This window comes from Acinetobacter sp. P1(2023), assembly GCF_028367635.1.
Lineage (GTDB): Bacteria > Pseudomonadota > Gammaproteobacteria > Pseudomonadales > Moraxellaceae > Acinetobacter > Acinetobacter pittii_E.
On the sequence record NZ_JAQNDD010000001.1, the window covers coordinates 423,718 to 442,845 of the forward strand.

Genomic DNA, 19,128 nt, shown 5'->3' on the forward strand with positions numbered 1-19,128 from the left:
CAGGGCTATGTAACTGCTCCATTAGTTTAAGATATTCATTAAATTCAAGTGATATGCCTTCACCACTCAAATAAAATCTAGCGTCACTACAATAAGTTTCATACAAGTAAAGCTCGGACATTAAATCCAAGAACAAAAAGAGTCTTACACAATTTTCTCTAGTAGCAAATTGTGAATCACAAGGCGTTTAATACTTTTTCATCATTAAAGATATCAAAGGCATCACTACTTCCCCACCTCGAATGATCACAATAACATCGTGGTCAACACATGGACTTATTATATTTGATAAGGCATCCACATTGCTCAAGCCGACGAGTTTCTCATCAAAATTGAACTCATCATGATATTTATTGAGATAGTTATAAAAGTCCTTTTGCACATCAACTTTACTTGCTAATGAATAAATCACAGCGACTGAAATGCTTGTATTTTTCCATCTTCTTCATTAATACGTAAAGCTTTAATAATGAAGATAAAGATACCACTTTATTCACAGAAATAATCAGAAAAAATAAGATTAAGCAATTAATGATTTCACAGATTCACTCCCTCTAAGTAGAGTACTGACATGCCTAGCGATAGACAATGCCGATGTCAAACCAGGAGAATCTATACCGAAAAGGTTAATTAACCCCTGTACACCATGTATTTTTTCATCATCTATTTGAAAATCATTCATATTTCCCAATTTAGGTCGAATTCCTGCATATGCTGGATATAGCGAGCCATCTGGCAAACTAGGCCAATATCTTCTAATTTGTGAATAAAATGAATCTATTCTAGTACTATCTACATCATAATTTTCATCTAATACCCATTCGACATCAGGCCCAAATCTACAAGTTCCCGCCATATCAAATGTCAAATGTACTCCTAATCCTGAACTCTCAGGAACTGGATAAATTAAATGTGAAAAATTGGATAAACCTTTATAGGCGAAATAATTACCTTTACCATAAAATAATTTAGGAATAAATTGAGATGGAAAGCCAACTAAAGATTTTGCGACCTTGGTTGCGTTGAGACCTGCAGCATTAATTAAATGATTGGCAATAATAATCTCATTCTCACAGCCCTTAATATGCAACTGAAATCCATTAGATAAAATTTCTGCTGATATTAACGGAGACTTAAATACGAATACAGCCCCTGCCTTCTCTGCATCCCATTTAAAGGATTGCATTAAAGCATGGCTATTTACAATACCTGTTCTCGGCGATAATAACGCAGCATGACAAAATACTTCAGGTTCAATATGATTTACTCGTTCAGCTGAAAGCCAATGTAAATTTTCAACACCACATTGTTCTGCATTTTGTTTAATCCTTTCTAATGCTGTAGTTTGCTTTTCATCAGTCGCAACAATAAGCTTGCCACATTGTCTATAAGGAATGTTATTGGTTGAACAATATGCATATATTTCTGTACTCCCTTCTAAGCAAAATTTTGCTTTTAATGAATTAGGCGGATAGTAAAGACCAGCATGTATAACCTCACTATTGCGAGAACTGATTCCCTCACCAAAATTATTAGCGGATTCCAGTACAACGACTTCATGCCCTTTAAGCGCAAGTTCTCGCGCAATTGCCAGACCAATAATACCAGCGCCTATGACAACGTAATCAATTCTCTGCATAGTGAGTCCTTTCACAAATTTTAGTTAAAGTTAGTCTAGACTGCGATTAGAGCCATGGAGCAATTTTGACATCAGTCATATTGGGTGTTTCATGTAAACACACAATATGGGGATCTTCATTCCATCGTAGAAATCTTTGTGTTACTAAGGGATCATGTCCTGGAATGATATGATCTGGACCATCCGACAACTCCTCAATCGTTTGATATGCTTCAAGTGTTTTTGACAAATTATCAAGAATTGGAAATGGGCTGCGTAACCGAATATTCGCCCATAAATGTGCGGAATCTGATGCAAGAACAATCCATCCACGTTTAGTTAAAACACGGACTACCTGACTACCCGGTGTATGTCCCCCTACTGGATAAATCTGAATATTGGGAAATAGCTCAGCAATACCAGAATGTAAGCAAAGCCGTCCTTTATACAAATGCTTGATGGCAGTTAAGACATCATCTACTTCGTAAGTTTTATTAATCGCGTGATGGGCCATATCAGGACCTGTACAGAATTTTAATTCTTCCGCTTGTAAATGTACTCTTGCATTAGGAAATAACGGTAAGTTACCTGCATGATCCCAATGTAAATGAGTGATGATGACATCTGTAACATCTTCAGGATTAATACCCATTAAATGTAAAGATTCCTGCGGATGTCTAAACATTTCGCGATTTCGTTTAGATGCTGTCTCTGGTTGGAAACAAGTATCAACCACCACAACAAAATCATCTTTTTTTATAACCCAAAAACAGTAATCTAAGGGCATTGAAGCATTTGGGTCACCACAACAGGCATCATACATAAAGCTTTCACGTACAGTACGATTCCCATTTGCCCCAACACGTAAGGCATATACTTCATATATATTGGTTTTGTCTTTTGATTCTATATTCATTTGTGACATATTTATATCTCTTTATGACTTGAGTAACCGTCAAAATTAAACTTGATTTCATCGAGTACATTTAAAGCTGAAGCAAACTTTTTTAGGCCACTATAATCACGCATAATTACACTATTTTCTGAATTACGACGTGTATCAGCTATAATGAGATCTACATCTGGGATATTGAAATACTGAAGAATAACTTTCCACATTGAATAATCCTGAGCAATATATGCATTTAAGGCCTCAGGTAACATAGATATGAAAAATGATTTATGTTCTTCTGGCATATTTCCATACATTTTTTTTACGATCTCGGCTATCGTTTTACTATGGGCATATTCATCCCGATTATGTAATTCAGCAACTTGCCGATTTTGTGGTTGAATATCTTGATTATCTGCCAATATATCTAGATAAGCATTAACACTTATTTCAGCAACTACTGCAAAAGCTATTGCCGCTAAATCTTTTTGCCACTGATGAGAAAGTGAGTCTTGCAGTTTTTTGAGTGATAAATAGGTAACGGATTCTGGTAAATCAATGTCATAATTTATCTCTCTTTGATTTTTTGTCCTATTAACCGCTTCTAAATGCATTAATGTGTGATAATGCTCGTCAATAAGGACATGTTGTAATGCCTCACGGCATAAAAAATCATCTTTAGCCAAGTATCTATCAGCAATAATTGAAAGAGCAGGATTAACAACTTTTTCTTCAGCCGTAATAGTTCTTAGATTGTAGCCAATCCATCCCCATGTAATAACTTTACTCTTAACTTCATCAGATAAGCTTGAAAATTTTGGATGGTTTATGAATGGAACCATCTCTAATGGATAATCAGGTCGATCTGCTTCATATACAGTATCAACTTGGAACTTATTAATTGAGCATACGGTGGCTCGTTTAGGCCAGTTTCGATTCAAACTACTTACTAACTGATAATTTATATTAATGAGGTTTTCCATTAGTTAGCCTCCAGAACTTCATTACTGCTACAACTTAACCAGTATCTTGTTAAATGTCTGGATGTATCTGTATAACGAACTCGAGCATGCATTAGTCGTTGATTATCCCAAATTAAAATGCTTTTCTCAGGGATCAAAATTGAGATTGAGTTATCATTAAAGAAAGTTTCCCCTAATTTTGCTATGCGTCTTAAACATGCTTCATCATCTGTTTTCGGGATTACTGTAGTAGTACAATCTGAAGGATTAACATCGCCATAATAAAATTGATTGTAACTAAATCTAAAAATAGGCTTTTTTTCAACATTACTTATAATACAAGTACTATGTTCTAACTTCCCTGAATATCCCGGTTGCGCTGTAGCACTAAAAGAAATAGATTTTTCACACGCTATCTTTTTTAGCTCTTCATCTAATGAATTATAAAATTCAAAACCATCAGCTAGTTGCGTCTGTCCACCCCCACATTTGGCTTGAACATGACAATGAAGTGCTAAAAAACGAGGTGGTGGGTCATATACTGGGGCTTCTGTATGAGGACCTATACCATTCTTACTCTGCGAATATGGTAAATTATCAAAACCAGGCCTATACTGAACTTCAAAAGTTTTTTTGCCATTAAATTGTAAAAGTGTTTGCCCAAAACCAGATAAAGCACGTTCTGGGTCATCTTTTACAAACTCTGGGGACAAAATAACCCATCCCTGTTTTTCAAGAAGTAATTTATAACCATCCAAATCAAGCGTTTTTTCTGTTTCGATTAACGTATCAGTCATTTTTATTTTCCATATTTTGTGTCAATGATTGATAAGAAAGAAGCATGTCCTGACATATCTTATCTGGGGTAAATTCATAGTTACTAATACTGCGGACTGGCGTAATTTCAGCTGCTGTACCTGTTAAAAAGCATTCTTCAAATTTATCCAACTCTTCAGGTAAAATAACGCGTTCTACAACGTCATATCCTTTCGATTGCGCAAGTGCAATAATAGTTTGTCTTGTAATACCATTCAGAAAACAGTCAGGAATAGGTGTATGTAAGGTATTGCCTTGCGTAAAAAATATGTTAGCACTTGTTGCTTCAGCAACTTGTCCCCGCCAATCCAACATTAACGCATCATGAAACCCGTTGTTCTCAGCTTGGTGCTTTGATAGCGTAGCAATCATATAGTGACCCGAGGATTTTGCTTCAAAGGGGCTACTTGAAGGCGGTGGTCTGCGCCAATCTGCAATAGTTAATTTTATGCCCTTACTTGCTGAAGAATCAAAATACTTCCCCCAATGCCAGCAGGCGATTGCCATATGTATCTTACTATTTCTAGCGGATGTAGACATTTGTTCGGGACCTCGCCATACAACAGGTCTAACATATCCATCTACTAATCCATTTTTTAGGAGTAACTCCTTCGTCGCTGCTTCAATTTCAGCAATAGAAAATGGGATTTTAAAATCCATTATTGCAGCAGAGCGATAAAGTCTTTCAGTATGTTCACGTAGTTTAAAAACTTTTCCAGAATAGGCTCGCTGACCTTCATATACACAACTACCATAATGCAGTCCGTGGGTAAGAACATGAATTTTGGCGTCTTTCCAGTCCACGAACTGGCCATCTAACCAGATAAATCCATCTCTACAGTCGAAAGGGATTAATTTATTTTCGCTCATAGTGGAGACTCGCTAATTGATAGTGACTCAGATGGCATATCTATTCCTAGTTTTTGTCCTTCTTTCAGAAGTTCGTTAAATTCTTCTTCATTTAAAGGAATACCTTCTTTCAATCTTTTTATGCGCGAAACCTCTTGTAAATCGCCAGCAACAAAGATTTGTTGACCAGATCGAGCAGGACTGTTTTTCACAACTTTCATTAACTCACTTACAGCATTCTGAAATTGATCTAGATCTGTAAATGCTGAAATATCAATTGCTATTAAAAAATGACCAATGTTTCTTCCGTTGACAAAGCTACCCGTGTCAAAATGTTCGAGCTCATGATCTAGCGGCATTGTTGATAACAAACAACTTAATATTTGGACCATCATGGCAAGGCCTTGCCCTTTATATCCACCAAGTGGGGCTAAAGAAACAACTTGTGCAGGATCAGACGTAAATTCCCCACTAGCACTTAATGCCCAACCAGATGGTAACGGCTTATTATTTTTACGATAATATTTAATTTGAGAATATGATATCTGGCTTGTAGCCATATCAAGTAAGTAGTGATTGCCATTGGTACCAGGTGCAGCAAAACAAATAGGGTTTGTCCCAAACATTGCAGCCAGCCCATTAAAAGGTGCCATGCGTGCTGCTGCACTTGTAGTTACTAAGCCTAACATTCCTTTGTTAGCGATCACTTTTCCATAAGTTGATGCCGCTCCAAAATGGTTTGAATTCCGTACAGATACTGCACCGATACCATATTCAGATGCTAAATCACATGCTAAGTGAGCGGCATATGTACCTGCCACAGTCCCTAATGCTGAATCAGCATCCAATGCAACTGCTCCACCCTTTTGTTTAATAATTTTAAAGGATGGCAAGGGATTGCTTCGGCCTTCATCTAACTCTCGTAAATAGGTTGTAAGCAATCGGATACCATGAGTATCTATTCCCATTAAAGAGGTCTCGACTAGAGCATGTGCGAACCATTCCGCTTGTTCTACGGAGACACCTCGACGAATTGCAGCTAACTTACATATATTTTTAGCAACAGTTGAATTAACGAGTTTCATGTAACATATCCTTAGCCATTGAACCATCTACAGAAACATTAAAATCAGAGGGAATTGACATCACTGATATAAGTTTGGAGGTAATTTCTATTTGATTATCTTCAGTTTCAAAAAAGAACTTTTTTTCGCCAAATGCTGGTTTTAAATCATCTAGCCAAACTGCATTTGGATCGAATTTTGCAAAAAATGGTCTTCGTACCCAATCAGGATTTCGCGCTTGTAAGAATTGCAGAACAAATACTTCTTCTCCAGCTATATTGACCACACCATCAATCAAGACTTTCCCCATAAGCGTACTCATGACCGGCCCACGAACTGTTCGTGCAAGGCCAGAAACTTCTTTATATGCCGCACGGAAGATTTCATAAGCTTTAACTAAAGGGATATGAAAATAACTACTAGGTCCCGTATCACGTTCAACAAACATGTAATATGGAATAGCACCAAGCTGAACTGCTAGAGTCCATAACTTAGACCAGTCTTTTGGATTTTCATTGATATGTCGAATTAACGGCGCCTGAATACGCAATGTTGCACCTGATGCAATAATTCTTTTTACAGCTTGTTGTGCTATTTCATTATTGAGCTCAGTTGGGTGGTTATAGTGCCCCATGATAGATAAGCTTTTACCAACTCCAACTATTTTTTCAAAAAGTTGAATAAGGTCATCTGCATCTTTATCTGATACGAAACGTTGAGGCCAATAAGAAACAGATTTAGTACCAATACGAATATTTTTAATGTGTGATAGTTCAGGAGCTAGTAAGGGTTCTATATATGCGGCAAGCGACTTAGTATTCATAATCAAAGGATCACCACCCGTAATGAGTATGTCCGTCACTTCATTATGTTGTTTTAAATATTCAACTAATTCACTACTTTCGCGAGCATTAAATTTTAGTTCCTCTAACCCAATAAACTGAGCCCATCGAAAGCAGAAGGAACAATATGCGTGACATGTTTGACCTGAGCTAGGAAAAAATAATACTGTCTCTTTATACTTATGCTGAATACCCTTGACTGGTTTACCATCTAACAATGGTACATTATGTGATAATTGGCCAGCAGGATGAGGGTTCATCCTATTTCTTATATCATTAACATATCCATCAACTTGAAAGGAGTCATTCTTTTCGATAGCTTCTTTAAGTTGCGAATATTCTTCAGTTGACAACATGTCCTTATGAGGAAATGTCATTCTAAAAATTGGGTCATCAGGAATATTATTCCAATCAATGAGTTCTCTTAACACATATTCATTTACTCGAAATGGTAATACGTGTGAGACCACAATAATTGCTTCCCGTATATCAGATGGAATCTTGTCCCAATACACAGTTTCACGAATACTTTTAGCATTGTAAGCTTTAAATTTTTCTTCTTGCATCTGGATTTCCAATCGTTATAAATCATTATAAGTAATAAAAATTATTGCTGATTTGTTGTATTTCTACTTAGTCTGAATGCGCTTAAAAGAAGTAAAACAATGATCAATCCCCAAGCCATCCCATACCCCCACATATCAACAATAAAGCCAAAAATAGGAGGCAAAGCACATATCGCAATTAGATTGAGTGTCATTGCAAAACTTACTGTTGATGCGATTGCAGTCTTAGGCGCCATCTCTGCCACTTGCAATAGCCATAGTGGATACCAACCAATACCGAATAGACCAAGGAAAACAAAAAGTGTAATGATGATCCAAATAGGCGGATGAACCGGAAGTAACAGAAGAGCACAAATCAAGCCACTACATGCAATCATTAACCAAACGAGAGAACGCATTCTTTTGCCGGGCCAAAGCTTGTCACTTACTCCTGCAAGTGAAATACGACCGGCTATACCAACACCTTGTGCTATAGCAAAAAAGAAAGCAGCAGTAACAAGAGGAATTTCCAATTGTTTAGAAAGGAAAAGTAATATATGTGTAGCAAATGTATACTGGAATGCAGCCATCGTGATACCGGCAAATAAGACCGCAAGACAAGTTGGCTGTTTCAGAAGAAGTTTGACTAACTCACTTATTGATGTTTTTACTTTATTATTACTATTCAGCTGTCCTATGTCATCTCTATGAAAAACACCAAACAAGATTCCTCCCAAGATTCCGATAACACCTTGTACATATAAAGCAATCTTCCAATCATAGGCTACTGCAAGCCATGGTAATGCAACCGCGGCCATAGCTGTTCCTAAGGGAAGCCCAGCCTGACGTACACCCGTTGCAACACCTCTTAAATGTGGGGGAAACCACCGCATGATGGCCTGAGTCCCTCCTGGTTGTACAGAGGCATACCATACGCCAATCATGACCAAGAAGAACATTAATGAATAATAACTAGTACTAAATGTTGCGGCCAAGATAGCTGTTAACCCCATTGCTATCATGGTAATTGTTACAACCCCCCTTTCACCATAACGATCCATTGCAATGCCCAATAGCACCATTGACAGTATCTGTCCTCCATTCATGGCAGTGATGGTCAATCCAGCCTGCGCCTGAGTCAGGTTAAAAGCAGACTTAAAGAACGGTACTAATGTATACATACCTTGAGAAACAACAGATGCAAGTGTCTGAGCTGTGACCGCCACACCTAATACAATCCATCGATATGATTCTGAATATTTTTGACTTTCTTCTATTGATATATTATTGGGAGATACTGACATGATGACCTCCAAATTCTTGATTTATTTCAATAGTTGATTCACTTTCAAATAAACAACCCAATGCACTTTGCTGTGGTAAATTGGTTAGACTCATCAAGATAAGATTCTCTTCAGATGAATCATTTACAATCTGATGCAGGCACCAAGCTGGAACAAGTAGAACATCTTGTTGTTTAATTAAGAGTGTATTATTGCCATCTAAAATCATGCTCCCTTTTCCTTGCTGAACAATAAATAAATGCCACCAAGAATGTTTATGAGGATTTGTTCGGCAAAGTGGTTTTACAACCTGTATGGAAATAGCTGAGCCTGGTAATATTTCACATCCCTCTTCATTATTTAATGTCGAGAATGTTAAAGAACCTCTCTGGGAATGATGTCTTTGAAATTCTTCCAATTGCCACAATAAATTTTTCCATGACCAATGGATAGGTGTTAACTTTTTAGGCTTGAATTTTTCTCTATATGACAAATATGGCACAAGAGATCCAGATACTATTGACATGGTGATGATCTCTTATACTTTATTCACATTGAGTTAGTTGATGTTGACTAATTTTTGATTGTGTATAGTTCAGTTCAACCCATTTTTGTACGCTAGGGCGTTTCCATTGCTTGTGAACATATTCAATTAAATTTAGAGGAACGTCATCACCATTGCATATCAGCCTATTTAACATAATTGCCAGATCTGTATCTGCTATACACCACTCTCCAAATAGATTTTCTGACCCACCGTCCAAAAGCCTATCGGCAAAATAGAATAATCTACTTACAGCATCTGTAGCAGCTTGCGTGAGCGGAGGGTTTCTTTTATCTGAATAAATTAAATCTGCTGGTCGTTCCTGACGAATGATTAATAAATCGCTTCGTAACCAAGCCTGTAACTGTCGAGCACGGGCAAGATCATTAATATCTTTTGGGTAAATATTTTTATAATTTGGTGAAGGAAAACTACTCTCAATATATTCAGCAATAGCAGATGACTCTGAGAGTGCAAAATCATTGTGTACTAAAGTCGGAACTTTACAAGTCAGTGAGATATTTCTATATTGGGGTAAATAGTTCTTTTTGTTTTTAAGATCTATCAGTTCAAGATCAAAATTCAGTTCCTTTTCCTTTAATGCAACAAATGCTGACATTGCAAATGCACTAACAAAATCAGAACCTACATAAAGCGTTAAATTCGATTCATTCATTACAAACATCCTACTTTACTACCAAGACCATTAGCTTCTAAAGAACCACTTCTTTTATTAGAGGTACTTCATACTTGTCATTTATAGTCAGCTAGAACAGAATGAAAAAAAATGAACAGATCTTCCCTTTTTAATAGAACACAGAGTAAAAAAAAATTATCTGTACTGGTGCGTAAATATAAAATCTGTTTATACACTTGCAGAATGTAATATCACTATGGTAATTAAGAGCACATTAATAAAAATATTAAAAGGAATATTATGTCTGAAGGGCCTTTATATATTCAGTGGGCAAATTATTATTTAAAGCTCATCGAAAAAGGATCCATTAAAACTGGTGAGCGAATGCCATCTATTCGTACACTAGTCAAACAGCATAATATCAGTGTAACCACAGCTCTTCAGGTTTACCGACATTTAGAAGACTTAGGATGGTTACAAACTAAAAATCGCTCGGGCTATTTTTTGCAGACTCCTCCCGAGCAAATTATGAATCTCATTGAAGAACCAGATATTGTAGTTCCTGATCCCGCTCAATATATCGGGATTCATAAACGTGTATCGGAATTTATTGCCAAGACAAATCAGCATCCAGTTAAAGTCAACTTATCTGGCGCACATGCGGCACCCTCACTTTATCTCGCACAAGAGATGAAAATTAATGGCAGTAAAGCATTACGTGATCAACCAGATTTATTAGTTAAGCCACCGAGTTTCATCGGGAATCCACATTTTAGAAAAATACTTGCAAGACGAGCAATTTCATCTGGATTGGCAATTAATGCTGATGAAATATTAATTACTCAGGGCGGTACACAAGCATTAAATCTTGCACTAAAAGCTGTTACTCAACCTGGCGATACCGTTGCTATTGAATCCCCAACTTTCTATGGATTACTTCAAATATTAGAAAGCCTTGATTTACGCGCAGTAGAAATACCGACCAATACAAATACCGGCATCTCATTAGAAGCCTTTGAACTTGCATCACAGGTTTATAAAATTAAAGCCGTGGTTGTCATGCCAAATCTTCAGAATCCGCTGGGCAGTATCATGCCTGAAGTGAATAAGCGTAAATTGGCCTTTTTTTGTCAAGAACAAGGGATAGCAATTATAGAGGATGATACATTTGGATCGCTGATGGATAATGAAACTCCAATCAATGCACTAAAAGCATGGGATCATTCAGGTAATGTTATCTACTGTGCATCTCTTACAAAAACACTCGCTCCTGGTCTTCGTATTGGCTGGATGAGTGCTGGACGTTGGCATGCCCGTGTACAAATGCTGAGATTTACTCAGACTAGAAGTAATGAGGAATGGCCTCAAGTGATTGCAGCAGAGGTTATGGGAGCTTCAAAATATAATCGTCATCTACAGGCACTCAGAAAAAAAATTAAAAATCAGAAAAATAGAATTAAGTTAGCCGTTGCTACATATTTTCCGCTAGGAACGCGTTTAGCCTCTTCAGATGGCGGAATGACTTTATGGATAGAGTTACCTGAAAAAATATCGGCAGATATGATTCTTGAAATTGCTTTACAAGAGGGAATTTTATTCGCCCCAGGTTCTCTATTCTCAAATTCAAATCGTTTTAACCATTGCCTCCGGATTAATTGCGGTTACCCATATACAGATGAAATTGATAATGCTCTTAAACAATTGGGTTTAATCATTAAAACAGCAATGAAATAGAAATATATTCTTCATCAGACAATCTAAAAGGATAATATTAATGGATACATCAGTTGTAAAAGCAGAGTATAAAATTTTTAAAGAGTTGGGTTTAAAACTGGATATGTCTCGTGGAAAACCGTCTTCAGAGCAGTTAGAACTTTCCAATGCGATTCATAACCGATTAACTACATTCAAATCCAAAGAAGGCATTGATATCCGAAATTACGGTGGTGCTCATGGTTTATTAGAAGCACGATTACTATTTGAAAGCTTATTGGATGTTCCATACTCACAAATTTTCGTAGATAACAATTCCAGCCTAGCTTTAATGCATGATGCTATTGTTTTTGCGTTGATTCATGGTTTCCCTGATGGAGCACCATGGATCCGAAAACCAATATCAATTTTATGCCCAGTTCCTGGATATGACAGACATTTTTCTATTTGTGAAGCACTAGGCATAAATATGATCAATATCACTATGCATGAAAATGGGCCTGATATTGAAGAAATCAAAAGTATCGTTAAAGATAATCCTGACATTAAAGGAATATGGTGTGTACCAAAATACAGTAATCCTACTGGTGCTGTATATTCAGATGAAGTAGTCCATAGTTTAGCAACAATGGATACAGCTGCAGCTGATTTTAAAATATTTTGGGATGATGCGTATCGCTTTCATCACCTTACTGATGAAAAAATTTCAACCGCTAATATTCTCGATCAATGTACCAAAGCTGGTTACCCCAACAGACCTATTATTTTTTCATCAACTTCAAAGATCACTTTAGCGGGTGCAGGCATTTCAGCTCTTGCAGCATCACCAAGTAATATTGCATGGTGGGAAAAATGCACTGCAGTCCGAAGTATTGGACCAGATAAAGTAAATCAATTTCGTCACGTACAGTTCTTAAAAGATCGAGATAACGTTGAACAACTAATGGAACAACATAGTCGAATCCTCAAACCTAAATTTGACGCAGTTATTCAACAGTTTGAATATTATCTACAAGATAATCAAAATATTTCATGGACAAATCCTAAAGGAGGCTATTTCATTGATTTAAAAGTTCCACAGGGTCTTGCAAAAAGAACTATCGAATTAGCCAAAGATTTAGGAATTACATTAACACCTGCTGGCGCTGCTTTCCCCTATAGAATTGACCCAACAGATAGTCATATTCGTATTGCGCCGAGTTATCCTTCACTTTCAGAAATTACACAAGCTGCTAAGGGTATTTCGCTGTCCCTACTCCTAGCATTGAATGAGTGATCCACCCAAAAGGAACAGTGATTCAACTTATGAGCCTTTAATATCGCAAATGAGAATATCCAACATTCTAGTCACTGGTGATAATAGATAAATGACAAGTCTATACTCAGATATTTAGGTGCTCTCTTTCTAAATGCTGTCATTGATTTAGTGACAGCTTATTTCGATCTAGAAGATAAATAAAACATGTAACATCCATGAGAATCTGATTTCATCCAATCTAGATAAAATTGAAAATGGACTAAGAAAGGTCATGGTATTGCTGATGTTACAACACAACTAGGAATTATAACCCATAGTTTATATGTATGAATTAAATGATAAAGTGCCTCTTTATTTTGCGTACCTCCTTATCACCTCCTCTTAGTTAAATTGAATTTCAGGATTAAGAATCATCATTTAAATCCTTTTCATTATTTCGATTTTTATATAACCAATATAATTGTTTGATAAATATAAGATCATTATCTTTCAAGTTATCATATTGTTCAGGGAAGTTCTCAGAAAATATAGTCTCTGGTTCAATGTTCTGCTCAATAATATCTATTAATATATTAAGATTTATTTGTTTCTTAATTTGTTTATATTGTTCAATTTTTAAGTCACTTCTATGAGGTCCAGAACGACTCCCCCCTTCCGCTATTCCTAAATATGGCTTAATAATAGAGATTAAAAGCTCTGGTTTAGTAGGTAATATTTCTATGAGAAGTTCATTTACAAAATTAGGTTGTATATACTCATTAAGTAATTTGAATAAAATAGGTAAATTTCTTGGAACAGTTTCAATAATATTGATATTAGAGGAGAGATCTTTTTTTATTCGACTAACTACATATTTGCTTAACTCATCCATATCAAAGCTTGAAAAAACATCGGTTACTTCAGGTTTCTCTTCATCATATTTTTTCACCCATGATAAAAGATCAAATATAAAATCCAAATTAGTAACATGGTCTATAATTACTTGAATAACAGGTAACCGCTCTTCTTGCTTTATATTTTGAACTAAATCAGAAATTAACATCGCTCCTTGTATAACAGGCGTGAACCAATCAAAAAGCTTTAATGTATATGGAAGTTGATTACTTTTTTGGGCTATTGCTACACTCAATGAGAAAGAAATCTTTTCTGATAAATTAACTGCTCTTGTTCTTAATTTTGAGATTAGTCTTTCTGCATTTTCATTATTTAAAAATTCATTTAATGGATTTTTATTAAAATCAAAATTTTCCTGCCAAAGCTCACATTGATTAAGAATTTCTTTTATTGTGATATCTGAGATATCATCTTCTGATATGGAATAAGTAAAATACCTTAAATAATAATTTGGTGCACAAACTTTCTGTTTTTCATCCCAGATTGAATACCATTCAGAACCATAATACATATTTTGATAACAAGAATTGATTTTAGGAAATAAATCTCTTAATAAGCTAATAATTTTCTCTTTATCCACATTCAAACATAAATCTATTGCCTTATCTAATAGCTGCTTAATTTTCTCTTTATCAGAATCATTATTCGTAAATCTACTTTGAGAAAATGTTCCAGAAAACATCTCTTTGTTTATTCGCAACAAATCATAAATTGGTTGATAAAAGACTCTAATTGCTTCAATCAACATAAGCTCTACTACATCAACTTCACCTTTTAAAATAGGTAAAGAGAATAATAAGATATTTCCATAAAGCTTTGCTTTTCTAGGAGTCGTTACAGCAGAACCAAAATATCTTATAAATTTACTTGCATAATCATTTGCTTCATTTTGAGAAAGCTCTATATCAGCAACTTTGAGTGCTTCATCTACCCCTTGAAAGCAAAATTTAATTAATACAGATTGATCAATAAGTGGTAAATGTAAAGGAACTTGTATAATTTTCTCTAAAAAAGCCTCGCCAGCATTATTAGAAGAATTGGCATAACGATCCTGTAATGAAGAAGCGACTATATCCTTATCAAAAGCTAAAATATATGCGGTATGCTTAAAGTCAGCAGTAAGCTTTACGAGCCTAAAAAGAGCATGTATTTCGGATTTTTCTAATCTATCCACATCATCAATTAAAATTAAAACTCTCTTCTGCGCTTTCTCTAATTCACATTCAATTCGCTCTTTCAGCTTTTGTAACTCTAGACTTGGTATAAAACTACTGATTGCCTGCCCCACCTCAGCAGCTCCAAATATACTAGTAATAGCAGGTGCTAAAGATTTAACAGCATCTTTGGCTTTATCTGTTTTCGTGATAAGTTCGACTTCAATAGCATGAGCAATGTCTAGGAAGAAAGCCTTTAGCAGCTCTTCTTCTGTTCCAAAACGCCACGGATTAAATTTTATACATAGAACATCTTGATTATCAGTTAAAGACTCTTCAATGAAGTTTAAAACAGATGTTTTACCATTTCCCCAAGCTCCATATAGCCCTATTACTATACTAGAGGAGTCATTTCTATTTGCTATAACGTCCGCTATTCTCTTAGAAAATAGCCAACGATTAAATTTATCATCCTTATGTTTAAATACAGGAGAGTCAGATGTGTAATTATCGGTCATAAAGTGCTCTCATTTATTTTTAAAATGTATTATTAACAAGAAACTCCCATCTATACAAAGTTTTGTTCTATTGAAACCTCACATAAATGTTTATATCTACACCTAATCCATGAAATGAAGAAAGGAGGTGATAAACTGCCCCACATATGGACCAATCAACTGAGAAGAACTAAAAATGCTAATAAGAAAAAACTTTTGTATAGGGCAGCACGATTCCCTCATGCTATTTTTATATTCAACTCAATAATACCAAACTTCAGCATTCCAAATAACACATCTAGTTCTTTGATTTAAGGGCAAAACATTGCCCTCTAGGTCAAAAATTCTCATAATTTCATTGTTTTTGTCACGTTGACAATGTAAGACAATTTCCTTGTCTTCATTTTGTATTAAATGCACTACATCTTTATTCATATGACTAACCTCCTTCAATTAGGATTTTAATCAACCTCACTATAATTAAAAGATAAGTACGTCATCAAATGACGCTATATTAGCTTTAAAGAATCCAAACGATTAAGAAAGCTGCAATTCATGTGCTTCTATATAGGTTTTGAAAATTAATAAGTGAAGTTAGAAAATGCTTAAAGGAATCTAAACCTCAATCCAAAGCCATGTGAATTATTCTTATTTTAACTATTCTAATCCAAGTTTTAATGTGGGGTAGGTTGAGGGGTAAAATGACAGATAAAAAATAAGCCCTTGTAAAAACAAGGGCTTATTCAGAATTTTGGCGGAAGCGGTGAGATTCGAACTCACGGAGGACTCACACCCTCGTCGGTTTTCAAGACCGGTGCATTAAACCGCTCTGCCACGCTTCCATGTGCGTAAGAATACAAAGCTTATTCATTTTATTCAAGAAAAATATCATCGCTTTGTGTTCAAGTGCATATTGTTTCATCAATTTTACAGTTGAGCAGCCAATTCTGCTCCTTCTTTGATCGCACGCTTGGCATCTAGCTCTGCTGCGAGCTTTGCACCACCAATAATATGGTAGTTCGCGATCGTCGACTCACCTTCTTTTGGCATCAAGTCTTTTACCGACTCTTGCCCTGCACACACCACTACCGTGTCTACACGTAAAAGCTGATCTTGACCATTATGCTCAATCCAAAGCCCTTCGTCGGTGACTGCTTTATATTGCACACCACGTAACATACGGACACCATGCTTTTTAAGCTGTGCACGATGGACCCAACCCGAAGTTTTGCCAAGTCCAATACCGAGTGGTGTTGTTTTACGTTGCAATAAATAAATTTCACGGATTGCTGGTTCAACGACTGGCGGCTGCATCCCCCCTTCAGAAACATAGTTTGGATCTGGGTCCACACCCCATTCACGTTGCCACTCGGCTAAAGGTTGAGGTTGTGGTTGATGTGGCGGTTTAAGTAAAAACTCAGATACATCAAAACCAATACCGCCAGCACCAATCACTGCTACTTTTTGCCCAACTTCTGCACCTTTTAAAACTTGAGCATAAGAAAGAACTTGTGGTGCATTACTTCCTTCAATTTTTAATGCACGAGGAATTACACCCGTTGCAACAATCACTTCATCAAACCCTTCGCGTTCAAGCTGCTCACGGTTCACGCGAGTATTTAAACGTACATCCACCCCTGTTTTTTCGAGTTGGACTTTAAAGTAGCGAATTGTTTCGTGGAATTCTTCTTTGCCCGGTACGACCTTAGCAAAGTTAAATTGCCCGCCTACTTCCGCCGTTGCTTCAAATAAAGTAACCGCATGACCACGGCTTGCAGCAACAGTGGCCGCAGACATTCCCGCTACACCGCCACCTACAACAGCAATACGTTTAGGCTGTTTGGTTTTTAAATAGACCAGTTCAGTTTCATGACCTGCACGCGGATTCACTAAACATGACACACGCTTATTTTTAAAAGCATGGTCTAAACAAGCTTGGTTACAGGCAATACAGGTATTAATTTCATCAACGCGATTAGTCGCAGTTTTATTTACCCAAAATGCATCGGCCAATAAAGGACGTGCCATTTGAACCATATCCGCTTTGCCAGATGCCAAAATTTCTTCGGCAGTTTCAGGCATATTAATTCGGTTTGACGCAATAATCGGAATAGAAATATGCTGTTTTACATGAGCCGTGTAATCGACAAAAGCTGCACGAGGCACAGACGTGACAATGGTCGGAACACGAGCTTCATGCCAACCAATGCCGGTATTTAATAAAGTGACACCCGCTTTTTCTAAAGCTTTTGCAACAGTCACCACCTCTTGCATAGTGTTGCCGTCATGAACTAAATCGAGCAACGACAAACGGAAACAGATAATAAATTTTTCACCGACTTTGGCACGAATCGCCTTTACGACTTCCACCGGAAAGCGCATACGGTTTTCAATATCACCGCCCCAACGGTCAGTACGCTGGTTCACATGGCTGCTTAAAAACTGGTTAATGAGATAACCTTCCGAGCCCATAATTTCAACGCCGTCATAGCCTGCTTTTTTGGCAATGTCAGCACAATGTGCATAGTCATCAATCGTACTTAAAATATTTTTTTCAGAAAGTTGACGCGGTTTAAATGGGGAAATTGGCGATTTGATCGGACTAGAAGACACTGCAAAAGGTTGATAACCATAACGGCCAGCATGCAAAATTTGCATTAAAATTTTTGAACCATGCTTATGCACAGCATGTGTAACCAGACGGTGCTGCGGAATATCGGTTAAACCATTCATGGTTCCACCCATGGGTAGTAGCCAACCTTGACGGTTTGGAGAAATCCCCCCGGTCACAATCAGGCCAACCCCACCTTTTGCACGCTCTTCAAAATAAGCTGCCAGTTTTGGGTAATTGTAAAAACGGTCTTCAAGACCCGTATGCATGGATCCCATCACCACACGGTTTTTAATGGTGGTAAAGCCTAAATGTAATGGTTTTAATAAATTGGCGTAACTTGTCATGCTGCGTCCCAATAATTTTTTGCAACTTGTTGCATAGTACTTTAATACTTTTTTAATAATTTTGGATGACCATGCAAAGAAATTTATCGGAGCTTATGGTCAATCCAGTAAAACCACTCCTATTGCTTTTATTTAATGACGCTAATGAAATCTAGCTCTTTCTCCCATTTATATAATAAAAACAGCATAATCACGCCAAGAATGGTTCCAATAGGAAATGCAAAAAGTAAAAAGATCGTTAGAAAAAGAGAAATATATCTAGAATTTTTTGTGCCATCTAGAACTCTTTTAGCAGCGTATATATGGAGTCCAATAACTACCCCTTTTCCAATAATTCCACCAAGTAAATATGTAGGAATAGGGTCATTTAATGCCATGTAATGGTAAATCATATAAATCACGTCGAGTACCGTGATCGCAGCCACAACATAGTGTGCACGTGATAAGCCAATATTTTTCTTCATATTCATCCTATTTTCTTTTTAAGTTATTAAATTTCTTATTTGGACAACCATACTTCATTTAGCTCTTCTTATTCTATAAATAGCCTCATATTTTTTATCAAATTAAAACTTCAAATCAGATCAAGTGAATTAATGCTT

General features: G+C 36.4%; 16 protein-coding genes and 1 tRNA gene. 2 read left to right on the top strand and 15 right to left on the bottom strand.

Annotation, left to right across the window (positions count from 1 at the left end; translation table 11 throughout):
- Window positions 1–520: 520 nt before the first annotated feature.
- The 10 genes from POD11_RS01945 to yfcF are packed head-to-tail and all read right to left on the bottom strand — an operon-like array spanning window position 521 to window position 10,091.
- A complete protein-coding gene (locus POD11_RS01945) occupies window positions 521–1,639 on the bottom strand; it encodes an NAD(P)/FAD-dependent oxidoreductase (RefSeq protein ID WP_262456129.1) in 1,119 nt (372 codons plus the stop codon).
- Window positions 1,640–1,685: 46 nt separating this feature from the next.
- Window positions 1,686–2,543 carry an N-acyl homoserine lactonase family protein gene (locus POD11_RS01950; protein ID WP_262456131.1) on the bottom strand — a complete coding sequence of 286 codons (858 nt, stop codon included), beginning with the start codon at window positions 2,541–2,543 and terminating at the stop codon, window positions 1,686–1,688.
- 2 nt (window positions 2,544–2,545) lie between these two features.
- Entirely contained in the window at window positions 2,546–3,493 is a 948-nt protein-coding gene (locus POD11_RS01955) for a diiron oxygenase (RefSeq protein ID WP_198308309.1), read from the bottom strand.
- Entirely contained in the window at window positions 3,493–4,269 is a 777-nt protein-coding gene (locus POD11_RS01960; RefSeq protein ID WP_200001649.1) for a TauD/TfdA family dioxygenase, read from the bottom strand. The genes POD11_RS01955 and POD11_RS01960 overlap by 1 nt, the downstream gene beginning before the upstream one ends.
- Window positions 4,262–5,158 (bottom strand): branched-chain amino acid aminotransferase, encoded by an 897-nt coding sequence (locus POD11_RS01965; RefSeq protein WP_262456134.1) that lies wholly within the window; start codon window positions 5,156–5,158, stop codon window positions 4,262–4,264. The genes POD11_RS01960 and POD11_RS01965 overlap by 8 nt, the downstream gene beginning before the upstream one ends.
- Window positions 5,155–6,222, bottom strand: a complete 1,068-nt coding sequence (locus POD11_RS01970) for an Ldh family oxidoreductase (RefSeq protein ID WP_262456135.1) — start codon at window positions 6,220–6,222, stop codon at window positions 5,155–5,157. Before POD11_RS01970 ends, POD11_RS01965 begins: the two co-directional genes overlap by 4 nt.
- Window positions 6,209–7,609: a KamA family radical SAM protein gene (locus tag POD11_RS01975; RefSeq protein WP_262456136.1), complete on the bottom strand. Its 1,401-nt coding sequence runs from the start codon at window positions 7,607–7,609 to the stop codon at window positions 6,209–6,211. The genes POD11_RS01970 and POD11_RS01975 overlap by 14 nt, the downstream gene beginning before the upstream one ends.
- A gap of 41 nt (window positions 7,610–7,650) precedes the next feature.
- Window positions 7,651–8,892 carry an MFS transporter gene (locus tag POD11_RS01980; protein WP_227602596.1) on the bottom strand — a complete coding sequence of 414 codons (1,242 nt, stop codon included), beginning with the start codon at window positions 8,890–8,892 and terminating at the stop codon, window positions 7,651–7,653.
- Entirely contained in the window at window positions 8,873–9,397 is a 525-nt protein-coding gene (locus POD11_RS01985) for a cupin domain-containing protein (RefSeq protein ID WP_198308315.1), read from the bottom strand. Before POD11_RS01985 ends, POD11_RS01980 begins: the two co-directional genes overlap by 20 nt.
- Before the next feature lie 19 nt (window positions 9,398–9,416).
- Window positions 9,417–10,091 (bottom strand): glutathione transferase, encoded by a 675-nt coding sequence (gene yfcF, locus POD11_RS01990; protein ID WP_262456137.1) that lies wholly within the window; start codon window positions 10,089–10,091, stop codon window positions 9,417–9,419.
- 261 nt (window positions 10,092–10,352) lie between these two features.
- Here yfcF and POD11_RS01995 point away from each other — a divergent pair, with 261 nt between their 5' ends.
- The gene (locus POD11_RS01995) at window positions 10,353–11,786 is read left to right on the top strand and encodes an aminotransferase-like domain-containing protein (protein ID WP_198308317.1); all 1,434 of its coding nucleotides are present in this window, start codon (window positions 10,353–10,355) and stop codon (window positions 11,784–11,786) included.
- A gap of 40 nt (window positions 11,787–11,826) precedes the next feature.
- The gene (locus tag POD11_RS02000) at window positions 11,827–13,041 is read left to right on the top strand and encodes an aminotransferase class I/II-fold pyridoxal phosphate-dependent enzyme (RefSeq protein ID WP_262456138.1); all 1,215 of its coding nucleotides are present in this window, start codon (window positions 11,827–11,829) and stop codon (window positions 13,039–13,041) included.
- 385 nt (window positions 13,042–13,426) lie between these two features.
- Here the strand turns inward: POD11_RS02000 and POD11_RS02005 are convergent, their stop codons facing one another.
- The 5 genes from POD11_RS02005 to POD11_RS02025 all read right to left on the bottom strand — a co-directional run bounded on the left by POD11_RS02005 (window position 13,427) and on the right by POD11_RS02025 (window position 18,996).
- Entirely contained in the window at window positions 13,427–15,589 is a 2,163-nt protein-coding gene (locus POD11_RS02005; protein WP_262456139.1) for a KAP family P-loop NTPase fold protein, read from the bottom strand.
- 240 nt (window positions 15,590–15,829) lie between these two features.
- Window positions 15,830–16,003: a hypothetical protein gene (locus tag POD11_RS02010; RefSeq protein WP_262456140.1), complete on the bottom strand. Its 174-nt coding sequence runs from the start codon at window positions 16,001–16,003 to the stop codon at window positions 15,830–15,832.
- Between the two features lie 317 nt (window positions 16,004–16,320).
- A tRNA-Ser gene (locus tag POD11_RS02015) sits at window positions 16,321–16,410 on the bottom strand.
- An 85-nt stretch (window positions 16,411–16,495) separates the two neighbouring features.
- Complete coding sequence (locus tag POD11_RS02020) at window positions 16,496–18,526, bottom strand: NADPH-dependent 2,4-dienoyl-CoA reductase (RefSeq protein ID WP_262456142.1); 2,031 nt, start codon at window positions 18,524–18,526, stop codon at window positions 16,496–16,498.
- A 128-nt stretch (window positions 18,527–18,654) separates the two neighbouring features.
- Window positions 18,655–18,996 carry a hypothetical protein gene (locus POD11_RS02025; protein ID WP_239976366.1) on the bottom strand — a complete coding sequence of 114 codons (342 nt, stop codon included), beginning with the start codon at window positions 18,994–18,996 and terminating at the stop codon, window positions 18,655–18,657.
- Between the last annotated feature and the right edge of the window lie 132 nt (window positions 18,997–19,128).